Below are 12,698 nucleotides of genomic sequence, written 5' to 3' on the forward strand. Positions count from 1 at the left end.
ATGCGTTATAAGGTACTGGTGGTCGACGATTCGACATTCTTTCGTAAGCGGGTTTCGGATTTTCTCAACCAGGACCCCGGCCTGACAGTGGTCGGTGAGGCCAAAAATGGTCAGGAAGCCATAGATATGGCTGCCAAGCTGCAGCCCGATGTCATTACCATGGATGTGGAAATGCCGGTGATGGATGGCATTAGTGCGGTGAAACGCATTATGGCCAGTACGCCCACGCCTATTCTGATGTTCTCGTCCTTAACCCATGACGGTGCTCAGGCCACACTGGATGCCTTAGATGCCGGGGCGCTTGATTTCCTGCCGAAAAAGTTTGAAGACATTGCCCGAGAAAGGCAGGAGGCTATCAGCCTGCTGCAGCAAAGAGTTAAGGCGCTGGCCAGACGCCGCGCATTTACCCGGCCAAGTTTATTAAGACCTGCACCGGTTATGCGCAGCAGCCTGCGGGATACCAGAGTGCAGGAAACAAAAAGCGCACCGGTATTTGAGTCAGTCAGGCCGCCAAAAGCGACAGGTAAGCGATACGCTGCCCTGGCCATTGGTGCCTCGACAGGCGGGCCGGTGGCGCTACAAACCATTCTTACCAAATTGCCAGCCAGTTTCCCTTACCCGGTATTTCTTGTGCAGCATATGCCTGGTACGTTCACGACCGCTTTTGCAGCGAGAATGAACAATCTTTGTCAGATTAAAGTGAAGGAAGCCGAGAACGGCGATTTAGTTGAACCCGGCTGCGCCTATCTGGCACCCGGAGGCAAGCAAATGCTGGTGGATGGCAGCAGTCGTTCCTGCCGTATTCGCATTGTTGATGACACCGGCCTGGATAATATTACCTATAAGCCTAGTGTGGATCTGAGTTTTGCATCACTGGGGCGGGTATATGGCGGTGATATTCTGGCGGTGGTGCTTACCGGTATGGGAGCCGATGGTCGTGAAGGCTGTCGGTCATTAAAGCCCCGTGGGGCTACGATCTGGGCGCAGGATGAAAAGAGCTGTGTGGTGTATGGCATGCCACAGGCCGTGGCTGCGGCCGGGTTGTCTTCAGCCAGCTTAGCGCTGGGCGATATTGCTTCTCATATTTTAGCTGAAATGCCTGCCTGAATTGGGCAGGGATAGGTTTCCATAAAGGGTTAAGTTGTGATTGTCTGGACTGTGGCAAATCAAAAGGGCGGCGTTGGCAAAACGACATCCACTGTGACCCTGGGTTCCTTGTTAGCGCTTAAGGGCAAAAAGGTCTTGCTGGTGGATACCGATCCCCATGCGTCTTTGAGTTATTACTTTGGAGTGGACTCAGAAGAGCTGTCCTCCAGTCTGTATGATGTGTTCCTGGCACATAAAAATCTGACCGCCGATAAAGTATTGGATTGTCTGTGTTCAACTAAATTTGATTCGCTGTTTATCTTACCGGCCACTATGGCGCTGGCAACGCTGGACAGGAGCATGGGCCATCAGGGCGGTATGGGGCTGATTATCAAAAAGGCCCTTGAGCTGATTGAACATGAATTTGATGTTGCCATTATGGATTGCCCGCCGGTATTAGGGGTGTTGATGGTCAATGCACTGGCGGCCTGCCAACGGATTCTGGTACCTGTGCAGACCGAGTTTCTGGCCTTAAAGGGTTTGGATCGCATGATGCATACCCTGGAGATCATGAAAAAGTCGCAGCCGCGGGACTATACCTACACTATTATTCCCACCATGTACGATAAGCGTACTAATGCAGCGCTGGAGGCGTATAAAAGTCTGCGCAATACCTATGGCGAATTGGTATGGAACGGCGTCATCCCGGTTGATACGCGTTTCCGTGATGCCAGCCAGGCACAGAGTCCACTGCCGGTTTATCATCCTCGCTCCCGGGGCGTCTATGCTTATAACAGTTTGCTGAACTTTCTGTTGAGCCAGGAGCCTCAGGTATGAGCAAAAATCAGTTTGCCAATGAAAAAGTCATGGAGGAATACCTCAGTGCCTTGCTGACAGAAGACGCTGTGATTGAGCAGGTCCAGCGCCAGGCCGTTGCCAGGCTGCTGGAAGAGGCAAAACCTCATATTCCTGTCCCGCCACCTGCACCCGCTCTTCAGGATGAAGGCGCAACAGCCGATACAACCTCAGTATCTGTGCCCGACGAGGAGCCTGAATACCGTAAAGGCAAGTTTCAGGCTTTGTATTTTGAAGTCGCGGGGTTAATTCTGGCCGTACCTTTGACTGAGCTTGGCGGTATCCATAAGATGGACAAGACGTCTCCTTTAATCGGCAAGCCTGATTGGTTCAAAGGTGTAATGCTGCATCGGGACGAAAAGCTGAAAGTGGTAGACACGGCTCAGTGGGTTATGCCAGAAAAATACACAGAAACACTGGCAGAATCCTTAAATTATCAATATCTTATTATGTTAGAGAACAGTGGTTGGGGGCTTTGCTGCGAATCACTGGTAAATACGGTGACCTTACACCAAGACGATGTAAAGTGGCGTGAAAGCCACGGCAAGCGCCCCTGGCTTGCTGGTCTGGTGAAGGAAAAAATGTGTGCCCTTATCGATGTTGGCGCCTTGGTGGCCCTTCTGGAACAAGGGCTGGGCAGTAAAGATGCAGATTAATCCGCCGGTCGGGAGCTAAAGCTATGAGTGACGACAGAAACAGTAATGCAGGGACTGATAAAGATGAAGTTCTGCAGTGGGTGACCTTCAGACTGGGGGATGAGACCTACGGCATCAACGTGATGCAAGTGCAGGAAGTGCTGCGTTATACCGAGATTGCCCCGGTGCCGGGTGCACCTGATTATGTACTGGGCATTATTAATTTACGTGGCAATGTGGTTACCGTGATTGATACCCGGGCCAGATTTGGTCTTGACGCTAACGAAGTGTCCGACAATACCCGCATTGTGATTATCGAATCCGACCAACAGGTGGTGGGGATACTGGTAGACAGTGTCGCTGAAGTGGTTTATCTGAAATCCTCTGAAATCGATAGCGCCCCCAATGTCGGCACTGAAGAAAGCGCCAAGTTTATCCAGGGCGTCAGTAACCGTGATGGTGAATTACTGATACTGGTGGATCTGAACAAATTGCTGACCGATGAAGAATGGGATGAAATCAGCAGCCTGTAACGGGTGATATCAGATGACAGACACCCGGGATTGCCGGGTGTTTTTGTGTTTGTAACTAGGAAAATCCATGGGTTGGATTGAAATTGCATTAACTGGTACGGCCCTGCTGACACTGTTATTGGTTTTGGCCGTCTTTCGCCTCAGGATGGTGTCGCAGAGTCGGGCGGCTGAGCTGGCGCAGATTCAGGCGCAACTGACAGTGTTGGAACAAAAATCCCGCTCTTTGGCCGCAGAGCTGCATGAATTGCGCACCGGCAGCATTGGCATGGGGGAGCGTATTAAGCTGTTGGAAGGGCGGCATAAGCAACTGGATGGTGCCCTGCGCGAAACCCGCGAGCAACAGCAAGAACTGGCGGAAATGGATCCTGATACCAAGCTCTACAACAGAGCGGTAAAACTGCTGCAACAAGGCGCGTCGGTCGAAGAGCTGATGGATGAATGTGAACTGCCCCGGGCCGAAGCGGAATTGCTGTTTAGTATTCATGGTCAGCAGCGTTAGGCATTAGTCAAATTCTCTATACATCAACCAGACCAAGAACAAGATTTATCTGACCGTCCAACAGACGGTTATCTGTCACGGACGACATGACAGATAAAACGCTAAGCTGTCAGGTATTAGGAGCGAGCGAGTGTCAGTCAAAATTGTCCATCTCTCTAAAAATGACGTTGCCTTGTTGCAGTCCATAAATGCAATGTTTAGCGAAGTATTCGATGACGAAGCGAGCTACTCCGCCAACAAGCCATCATCAAGCTACCTTCAAACATTGCTTGGTACATCCAGCTTCATTGCACTGGCTGCGGTTGACGAGGATAAAGTCGTGGGTGCTATCGCTGCGTATGAGTTACAAAAATTCGAACGGCAAAGAAGCGAAATTTACATCTACGATCTCGCAGTAGTATCCACCCATCGCAGAATGGGCATTGCCACTGCTCTCATTCAAAAGCTAAAGGCTATTGGCGCTGCACGCGGCGCGTATGTGATTTACGTTCAAGCCGACAAAGGCGTAGAGGAGCAGCCAGCCATAGAGTTGTATTCAAAGCTGGGCACCATCGAGGATGTGTTCCACTTCGATATTGCAGTTGAGGACGACAGCAAAAATGTCTAACAATGCACTGCTGCCGGACAAACTCTCCGCTGCGCTTCGAATTTTCCGCTGAGTGCGGCGTTACATTTTTAACCTAAGCAGGGCATGTCAATGGCTCAAAGCAACAATAAAAAATTACTTAATAAAAAGGTTCGTAAAGGTAGTAAAGGGTTTCCTATCGCGACCGTTGCTTTTTACGGTCCTGACAATAAAACCGCGACGAAACTTGTATGTGCAATCATTTCTTATGAAGGCGCCGAACCTGACCCAATAAAAAAGTGGTTTTCATCAAGTGATATACGTAAATCTGATCAAGTGCTCAAAGAGGTATTAAGCTTTATTGATGACAATAGTGCAAAAACCGTGAGTATGATTGAGGAAATTATCGGCTGCCCTCATGAGGAGGGGATTGATTATCCCGAAGGTGCGTATTGTCCTGAGTGTGTGTTCTGGAAGGGAAAAGATCGATTTACTGGTGAGATATTGAATTAAAAACGATCAAAACGATCAAAACGATCAAAACGAACAACGGGTTCGGGGCTGGGGTTTCTCTACAGCCTCGCTATGTCATTAGCGAGTGTTATTCGAAAAGAGTCAATCGGACACATGAAAAAAGCATTGAGGGATGACGAGCTGGCTGAAATAGCTAAGATCGTTAAAGAGACAATATTTATACCCAGAAACCAAAAGAAAGTAGCTGTATTTCTTTGTGGTGCAGATATAAGAGATAAAAAAACCTTTCGCTCGAAAATGGCCTCTATTTTTAGCGAGTATCCTAGGTATGAAATTCTATATCCTGAGGGTCTATTTGATGACCTTCTAGCTGGTCAAGGGCAGCATAGCTTACTAAAACTTGAGAATATTCTTGCTGATAGTGTAGATGCAATTGTCTTATTTCCAGAGAGCCCAGGTTCGTTCGCAGAGCTAGGTGCATTTTCTAATAATCCAAATCTTGCAAAAAAGATGATTGTTCTTGCCAATAAGAAGTTTAAAAATCATAAAAGCTTTATTAATTATGGACCTAATCGATTGGTCCGTGCATCCAAAACAGGGAAAGTAATAAATATAAATTATGATGATTTAGACGATGTGGATGAAAAGCATAAAATTTATAGGAGGGTGAATGATTACATAACTAAAATCAAAAAAAAACATCCTGTTAAGCAAGACGTTACAAATATTCTTGAAGCCGAAAATTTTATTCTTCCTTGTATATATCTTATAGATGAAGTAAATAACGTAACCTTATACCAGTTGATTGAACATGCAACATCACATGACAAAACTCTTTGTGAAATTGCCACGAAGTCCTCTCTTGGTCGACTGACTGCCAATAGGCTAATAACGCGGACTCCATTGGGGTATAAAGTCACCAGTGCTGGCGCCGAATATGTTAGGGAAACTTTTTACGATAAGTTTCTTGATAGGGCTCGAATCGAGCTGCTTAATGCACAAAATCGTAGAAACTCTCGAGTTAAATATGATAGAGTCAGCCAAGGCGCTCACCTTTAGCGAGTGGGTCTCGTACTCACTGGGTAGTGTTTCGCTATCCTGCACTAAAACCAGATGCATGCCGAATATAAAGATGCGGCACAATCATCGCCCGATGATTGCACCGCATCTTTATATCCGTTTCTTAAGACGTAAAGGTGTAGCGCTTCATGTCTAACAAAATATACTTGTTCCGGCTAAGAAACCTTGGTTTACCAGCAATTGAATCAATCGAAGAGTTGGCAAATGAAACCCGCTTATCTTTGGGCAAAGTGAAATATTTATCTTTTCGCTCAGAGCGCCTATATAAAGTCTACGACGTTCCAAAAAAAACAGGGAAGAAAAGAGAGATTTCTCAACCAAATCGAGAGCTAAAAGCTCTTCAAGCGTGGGTGTTAAGAAATATTCTAGATAAACTATCTTCTTCAGAACATTCTAAAGGATTCGATAAAGGGACTTCAATTTTAGATAATGCTTCCCCACATGTTGGAGCTAACTATATTTTGACTATGGATCTGGAAAATTTCTTCCCAAATGTGAAGGCTTCACATGTCTACAATATCTTTCATTCAGTCGGTTACAATCAAAAAGTTAGCGCAATATTCACAAATATTTGCACTTTTAAGGGAGGTCTTCCTCAAGGAGCTCCTACATCTCCTAAATTAGCTAATCTTGTCTGTGCTAAGCTCGACTCAAGATTGCATGGATATGCCGGACCAAAAGGAATAGTATATACAAGATATGCTGATGATCTTACTCTTTCTGCACAGACACCACAAAAGATATACAAGGCGAAGCAATTTATAGGGACGATAATATCTGATGAAGGATTTTCTCTTAATAAAGAAAAAACAAAGATATCAGGAACGCAAAGACAAAAAAAAGTTACTGGATTGATTGTCTCAGAAAATAATTTGGGTATCGGTCGAAAGAAGTACCGTGAAATTAGAAGCAAGATTCACTATTTGTTTGAAGGTAAAAGTACTGAATATGATCATGTTAATGGTTTAATGGCCTTCACATACTCTGTTGACAGAAAAGCCTATAAAAGAATTCATACTTATATAAATAAACTGAAAAGCATTTACCCTCAATCAGAGGCATTTAAAAAGTTAGCGCCTGAGATAGAAAGTAAGTGATAACAATCGGCCGTAGTCGGACTCTGCAAAAGTTACCACTATATATGCTTGGATAGAATTAAAAACGATCAACGGCGTAAGGTTCATTGATATGGTAATGGGGTAACTGAGCCAAAACTGTGACCCTAAGCGGCCCAAGCCGCTTTGACCCCGCTAAAAAATTCCCGGTCGGTTCAGGGCGCTGCTAAAAGGTGGGCAATTTGCTGGGAGCAAATTGAGTGGAAGACGCGTCTGGAACGTCGTTTTCACGACCGCCTTTTAGTAGTGGCCTGGACTGACGTTGTTGGGAATCCAGCGGGCGCGCTTTCTTTGCGTCTCGTTTCTTTACCGCGCAGTAAAGAAATGGGACTGGCATGCCATGGAGGGCATGTCATAAAGGACATGGAAGTCATGCATTCAAGACCTATGCGGGGGCAGCGTGTTAGAGGTAAATTTGCGATCGTCTGCAGCAACGTATAACAAATGACTGTGGTCTAGGGTCAACAAGTTAAGCTATTTTTCACACCTCACACCCGATCATCCACCTTACCATGCATATTATTCCAACTCTCCGGGAACTTACCTTGCAGCACGTAAGAGAATGCAATCAGTTCGGCAATCACAATATAGAGTTCACGGGGAATTTCCTGACCTAGATCCAGGGTATTGAGAAAGCCGGCCAGTTGCTCATCTTCATGCACTAATACGCCATTTTCCCGGGCCAGGGCAATAATTTCCTCTGCCAGTTCACCAAAGCCCTTGGCAATGATTTGTGGGGCTTGTTGCTTATTGTCGGCCTGGTATTTTATGCCGACGGCACTTTTGGGTTTATCCACCATTTTCATTAAGCCTGGGTTTCAAATATATGGTAGGGACGCTGCTGCAGATGCGCCGGGATCTTACCCAGTTGGCATTGGCTGTGGTTCACCTGCAGCCCCAAACCGGTAAGACGTTTTCTTAAATGCGGGATAAACTGAATAACCAGATCCCTCAGATTTGCATTGGCGGCATAGAAATCCAGTTCAAGCTCGGTTTGGTACAGCCGGGCTTTGGCCAGTAAGCCACCTAACTCGCCAATTTCCAGCTTCATGGTCAAATTCCACTGCCGGTCAGCCGACACAGCCTTCTTGTTTTTCTTATTGGGTGGCGGCTCGCGGCGAATCAGGAGTTCCAGTTCGCGGCGCGGTTCACCTTGCCCCAGAGGCAGATTGTAATAAAAACTGTCCTGGCCCTGAATCTGGCTTTCAGCATTGAGGCTCTTCGCGCCGCTGTGGTTTCCCAGCATGCGGCCCAGTTCTCTTAGCAATTGGTGTCTTTGTTCCAGCATGGACAAGTCGCTGAGGTTGCGCTGACTAACCGGCGCGCTGGCAGTCGGACGACCCCCTTCTAATAAGGAGGCCAGTCCTTCAGACAGCTTCTGAGCTTGCTCTGAAGACAGTTTGCTGTGCTGGCTGGCAAGGCGGGAAGCCAGTGTCACCTGCAGCAAGGTCACCAACGCGCCGACAAAGCCCTGGCTGGAATTGGGGGTGAGCAGCTGAGCGGGCGTCAGACTGAGCGCCGGCGTGCTAAGCAAGGCGCGCAGCGCGGCGGTATCTTGTTCATTGCCCTGTGGCAGGCTTTGTTTTAACTGAGTGCTGAGTTGCTGCAATAGCTTGACCGTATCAGGTGCCACCGAGCGACTGTCAGCCAGGGCCGATTCTATATGAGTCAATAAGCGAGCCGGTGATTCCTGTTGGCTGTAAAGTTTACGGCTGAGCTCCTGTAATTGCTGGTATAACAGGCCTTGCTTATCTACCTGTGCGGCGGCTTGCTGGGTCGCGGTGGGAGTTAATACCGCTTTGTCCGGGACAAGGGGCTTATCCGTTGTGACTGTAACCTCACTTTGTGACTTGGTTGGATGACTTGGCGCTTGCCCTGCTATCGGCTTACCCGCAATTGGCATACTGTCTTTGCTAATAGCCGGGCTGGCTTGTCCTTCGGTTGGCACAGAAATCTGCTGTTTGAGTACAGACTGCAACTGCTGTAGCGCCGGTTTATCCAGTATCAGACTGGCGCTGGGCGGAGTACTAAGTGATTGAAGTTGCGGCCGCTCACCGCTGGGTTGCTGCAATTGCACAAACTGCGCTGTGGTGGTTAGTTTGGCAAGCCACTGTACAAGTGGCCTGGCAACCGGCACAGGTAGTTGTTCGGCCCACTGCTTTAACTGATGGATGTCGATGCGAAGACCTTGCCCGAACAGATCAACACGGCTTAACAGTTCGGGTTTTTGTGCGGGTAATACCCATTCACTGCCAGCAACCGGCCCCCTGGATGCCATGCTTTGCACTGATGGTTGTAGCGGGGCGGCAGCTGCAGGTGACGGGTTGATTGGCTTGCCGCTGTTTGGGGCTTCATATAGGGTTAACTGCCACTGGCCAGTTTGCCGCTGATAGTGCAGCTCAACCAACTGCCCTGGTGCCAGCTTGGGGGCATCCATCGGCATTTGCAGTTTGACTGGCTTGCCTTGTATATCCAGCGTTAGTTGCTGTGGCTGCTGGCTGATTACCTGTGCCGACACTTTAAAGACTTCCGGCAGTTGGCCCTCACCTTTACCCACCAGTGGCAGCAAGGCCTGTAATAGTTGGTTGTTCAGTATCAGGGTTTGGATTTGTGTGGGTTGCGCCTGACTTTGGTTTACCTGCGGGTAGAAAAGTAAGGTTGTGTTGTCTTTGCCACTTGTCAGCAACTGGTAAAGCCCACCATCCAATAGTTTACCCTTGAGATCACTGGCATTTATCTGCACCTGCCGGTTACCCAGGTTCAGTAACAGTTGATTGCCGGGCAGTATTTTTACCTCGGCCTGACTAAGCTGTTGTAGCATGGCTTCAGGCAAGGCGGCGCTTTGCTGCAACTGGCGCAAGGCACTCAGCAGGGATTGCTGGGATGTAGGTAACAGATCTGACATAAGGCCTTATCGACTGCCTGTTGCACAAGCTGAATGCACTGGGTGCAGAATAAAGGCATTTTTGATGATCTCGATCAGTATATCAAGTGGGTACAAATCATCCCCAACTGCTGTTGGCTGTGCTATCATCCGCCGGTTTTTGGCTGTGCATTCTGTTTTGAATTGCCGATAAACAAAAGGCTGAGTTTGTCCTTACTATCCGTTAACAATTTGTCCTGCATTAAGCGTGATCGCATCTTGTTTGATGAGCTGGGATTTGTGTTGCAGCCAGGGGAGCTTTTGCATGTTCAGGGCCCCAATGGTGCCGGTAAAACCAGCCTGTTGCGATTATTGGTCGGTTTGTCTCAACCGCAAAGCGGAGAGATTTGCTGGCAAGGTGAGGATATCCGCCAAATACAGTCGCAGTATCAACGTCAGCTTTGCTATTTTGGCCATAAACTTGGGGTGAATCTGGCCCTTAGTGCATTGGATAATTTGCATTTCTGGTGTCAGATGCAGGAGATTAAGGCGGACGCTGATCTCTATCCATTACTGGAAACACTCGGATTAGTGGGACTGGAAGAACTGCCTGCCGGGCAACTTTCCGCCGGGCAACAACGTCGAATTGCCCTGGCGCGTTTCTGGCTGAAATCCTGCCCCTTATGGGTATTGGATGAACCTTTTACCGCACTGGATCGCCAGGCCGTGCAAATGCTCAAATCTCGTATGCAGGCCCATTTGCAAGGGCAGGGCATTATCGTGATGACCTCTCATCAAAGTTTGGATTTCCCCACGCCTGTTCGTGAGCTGCATCTGGAGTATCGCCTGTGATATACCCTTTGGCAGGACTGCTGCGCCGTGAATTAGCGCTGGCCTACCGCCAGAAAGCGGAGTTAATGCAGCCGCTGATTTTCTTTGTACTGGTTATCAGTTTGTTTCCGCTTGGGGTGGGTCCTGGTCCGCAGATGCTACAGAAAATAGGCCCAGGGGTGATTTGGGTGGCCGTACTGTTATCATCGTTGCTCGGTATGGAGCGATTGTTCCGTGACGATTTTAGTGACGGCTGGCTGGAACAGATGATGCTCAGTGGGCTGCCGTTGCCTTTGGTGGTGCTGGTTAAAGTGATCGCACACTGGCTGACCTGCGTACTGCCACTACTGTTGGTGTCCCCTCTGCTGGCGTTGTTTTTAAATTTGAGTCCGGCCATGTATCAGGCACTGGTGCTCGGGCTGCTACTGGGCACGCCGCTACTCAGCCTGGTCGGGGCCACAGGCGTGGCGCTGACATTGGGTTTGCAACGGGGTGGGGTGCTGTTGTCTTTACTGTTATTACCGCTATTCGTCCCATTATTGATTTTTGCCACCTCGGCGGTGGATGCGGCAGCTATGCAACTTCCCTATAATGGCCAGTTAGCCATCATAGGCGCCTTATTACTTTTGGCATTGGCGCTGAGCCCGCTGGCAACGGCCCATGCTTTGAAGATCAGTCAGAATTAAAATTATCAGGTGCAACTGACTATGTGGAAATGGTTACATCCTTATGCAAAGACCGAACGAGCCTATGCCTTGTGTGGCAGCTTGTTACCCTGGTGCTGGGGTGGGGCACTGCTGTGTCTTGCCGTCGGGCTGGCATGGGGGCTGGCATTCGCTCCGGCTGATTACCAGCAGGGAGATTCGTTCAGAATCATCTATTTACACGTACCCAGCGCGATATTGTCTATGGGCGCCTACAGCGGTATGGCCATTGCTGCATTTATTGGCTTGGTTTGGCAAATCCGCAGTGCCGACATGGCCGTGTCAGCTATTGCCCCGGTAGGTGCGGTAGTCACTTTTGTGGCACTGTTTACCGGTGCGGCCTGGGGCAAACCTATGTGGGGTACCTGGTGGGTATGGGACGCCAGACTCACGTCTGAACTCATTCTGCTGTTTCTGTACCTCGGTGTTATCGCACTTTATCAGTCGTTTGAAGACAAGCAGCAAGGTGCCAAAGCGGCCGGTATTCTGGCTTTGGTTGGGGTGGTTAATCTGCCTATTATCCACTACTCGGTAGAATGGTGGAATACTCTGCATCAGGGCGCCACCATTACCAAGTTTGGCAAACCTTCCATCGCCCCTGACATGCTCTGGCCGCTGCTGATTAGTATTGCCGGACTGGGGCTGCTGGTTGCGGCACTGAGTTTATACCGCCTGCAAAGCGAAATGATTCGCCGTGAAATGCATCGCCCCTGGGTACAGGCCATGTTTAAAGCGCAAGAGGGTAATCATCATGCATTTTGAAAGCTGGTCAGCCTTTTGGGCCATGGGTGGATACGCATTTTATGTGTGGCTGGCGTTTGGTGTCAGCGGCCTGGCGCTGGCACTGCTGGTGGCACAGAGTTTCTATGCGCGGCGAAGCCTTCGCCGCTATTGGCAGGCCGAACAGGCAAGGCAACAACGCATCGCCGCAAGCCGTTCCCGCCAGCAACAGAATTCTAAACTTGCTGATGAGGTGGATTGATGAATCCAAGACGTAAACAACGCCTGATGGCATTCAGTGCCATTATTCTGGTGATAGGTGGGGCGATAGGGCTGATGCTCTATGCTCTGGGACAGAATATCGACTTATTCTATACCCCCAGCGAACTGGTGGAAGGTAAGAACGGCGTTAAACCCCAGGTGGGGCAACGTTTGCGTATTGGCGGCATGGTCGTGCCGGGGTCAGTGCAGCGTGACGATGACAGTCTGGCCGTGAGTTTTGATCTGGTGGATACCGGTCCGGTCGTCCGGGTCAGCTATCAGGGTATTCTGCCGGATCTGTTCCGTGAAGGACAGGGCATTGTTGCCACAGGTGTGCTTACCGCACTGAATCACATCGAGGCGGAAGAAGTCCTGGCTAAACACGACGAAGAATATATGCCACCGGAACTGGCAGAAGCCATGAAGGGCATCAAGCATGTGAAGCCTTCTGAAGCCAATTACGGCAATAAGGGGTAA

16 protein-coding genes are annotated in these 12,698 nt (G+C 49.0%); 14 read left to right on the forward strand and 2 right to left on the reverse strand.

The annotated features are described in order from the left end of the window. The 9 genes from ABD028_RS19325 to ABD028_RS19365 all read left to right on the forward strand — a co-directional run bounded on the left by ABD028_RS19325 (position 1) and on the right by ABD028_RS19365 (position 6,824). Positions 1-1,107 carry a protein-glutamate methylesterase/protein-glutamine glutaminase gene (locus ABD028_RS19325; RefSeq protein ID WP_343847092.1) on the forward strand — a complete coding sequence of 369 codons (1,107 nt, stop codon included), beginning with the start codon at positions 1-3 and terminating at the stop codon, positions 1,105-1,107. Positions 1,108-1,143: 36 nt separating this feature from the next. Next, a complete protein-coding gene (locus ABD028_RS19330) occupies positions 1,144-1,923 on the forward strand; it encodes a ParA family protein (protein ID WP_102795925.1) in 780 nt (259 codons plus the stop codon). Next, the gene (locus tag ABD028_RS19335; protein ID WP_343847093.1) at positions 1,920-2,597 is read left to right on the forward strand and encodes a chemotaxis protein CheW; all 678 of its coding nucleotides are present in this window, start codon (positions 1,920-1,922) and stop codon (positions 2,595-2,597) included. The genes ABD028_RS19330 and ABD028_RS19335 overlap by 4 nt, the downstream gene beginning before the upstream one ends. 23 nt (positions 2,598-2,620) lie before the next feature. Further along, the gene (locus tag ABD028_RS19340; protein ID WP_102795923.1) at positions 2,621-3,109 is read left to right on the forward strand and encodes a chemotaxis protein CheW; all 489 of its coding nucleotides are present in this window, start codon (positions 2,621-2,623) and stop codon (positions 3,107-3,109) included. Positions 3,110-3,176: 67 nt separating this feature from the next. Beyond that, positions 3,177-3,608 carry a DUF2802 domain-containing protein gene (locus ABD028_RS19345; RefSeq protein WP_343847094.1) on the forward strand — a complete coding sequence of 144 codons (432 nt, stop codon included), beginning with the start codon at positions 3,177-3,179 and terminating at the stop codon, positions 3,606-3,608. A gap of 130 nt (positions 3,609-3,738) precedes the next feature. Further along, the gene (locus tag ABD028_RS19350) at positions 3,739-4,215 is read left to right on the forward strand and encodes an AAC(3)-I family aminoglycoside N-acetyltransferase (RefSeq protein WP_343847095.1); all 477 of its coding nucleotides are present in this window, start codon (positions 3,739-3,741) and stop codon (positions 4,213-4,215) included. Positions 4,216-4,305: 90 nt separating this feature from the next. Beyond that, positions 4,306-4,686 carry a hypothetical protein gene (locus ABD028_RS19355; RefSeq protein WP_343847096.1) on the forward strand — a complete coding sequence of 127 codons (381 nt, stop codon included), beginning with the start codon at positions 4,306-4,308 and terminating at the stop codon, positions 4,684-4,686. A 114-nt stretch (positions 4,687-4,800) separates the two neighbouring features. Continuing rightward, a complete protein-coding gene (locus ABD028_RS19360) occupies positions 4,801-5,706 on the forward strand; it encodes a retron St85 family effector protein (protein ID WP_343847097.1) in 906 nt (301 codons plus the stop codon). Positions 5,707-5,855: 149 nt separating this feature from the next. After that, complete coding sequence (locus tag ABD028_RS19365) at positions 5,856-6,824, forward strand: retron St85 family RNA-directed DNA polymerase (RefSeq protein WP_343847098.1); 969 nt, start codon at positions 5,856-5,858, stop codon at positions 6,822-6,824. 506 nt (positions 6,825-7,330) lie between these two features. Here the strand turns inward: ABD028_RS19365 and ABD028_RS19370 are convergent. Then, positions 7,331-7,648, reverse strand: a complete 318-nt coding sequence (locus ABD028_RS19370) for an EscU/YscU/HrcU family type III secretion system export apparatus switch protein (RefSeq protein ID WP_425542139.1) — start codon at positions 7,646-7,648, stop codon at positions 7,331-7,333. Further along, on the reverse strand, positions 7,648-9,747 hold the full coding sequence (gene fliK, locus ABD028_RS19375) for a flagellar hook-length control protein FliK (protein WP_343847099.1): 2,100 nt from the start codon (positions 9,745-9,747) through the stop codon (positions 7,648-7,650). The genes ABD028_RS19370 and fliK overlap by 1 nt, the downstream gene beginning before the upstream one ends. 186 nt (positions 9,748-9,933) lie before the next feature. Between fliK and ccmA the strand changes: the two genes are divergently transcribed. Genes ccmA through ccmE form a run of 5 tightly spaced genes read left to right on the forward strand, consistent with a single transcriptional unit; the run spans position 9,934 to position 12,698 of the window. Beyond that, entirely contained in the window at positions 9,934-10,557 is a 624-nt protein-coding gene (ccmA, locus tag ABD028_RS19380; protein ID WP_343847100.1) for a cytochrome c biogenesis heme-transporting ATPase CcmA, read from the forward strand. Continuing rightward, positions 10,557-11,222 (forward strand): heme exporter protein CcmB, encoded by a 666-nt coding sequence (gene ccmB, locus ABD028_RS19385; protein WP_343847164.1) that lies wholly within the window; start codon positions 10,557-10,559, stop codon positions 11,220-11,222. The genes ccmA and ccmB overlap by 1 nt, the downstream gene beginning before the upstream one ends. Positions 11,223-11,243: 21 nt before the next feature. After that, a complete protein-coding gene (locus tag ABD028_RS19390; protein ID WP_102795917.1) occupies positions 11,244-12,002 on the forward strand; it encodes a heme ABC transporter permease in 759 nt (252 codons plus the stop codon). Then, positions 11,992-12,222: a heme exporter protein CcmD gene (gene ccmD, locus ABD028_RS19395; protein ID WP_216362535.1), complete on the forward strand. Its 231-nt coding sequence runs from the start codon at positions 11,992-11,994 to the stop codon at positions 12,220-12,222. The genes ABD028_RS19390 and ccmD overlap by 11 nt, the downstream gene beginning before the upstream one ends. After that, on the forward strand, positions 12,222-12,698 hold the full coding sequence (gene ccmE, locus ABD028_RS19400; protein WP_102795916.1) for a cytochrome c maturation protein CcmE: 477 nt from the start codon (positions 12,222-12,224) through the stop codon (positions 12,696-12,698). The genes ccmD and ccmE overlap by 1 nt, the downstream gene beginning before the upstream one ends.

Source organism: Bowmanella denitrificans (assembly GCF_039522935.1).
Lineage (GTDB): Bacteria > Pseudomonadota > Gammaproteobacteria > Enterobacterales > Alteromonadaceae > Bowmanella > Bowmanella denitrificans.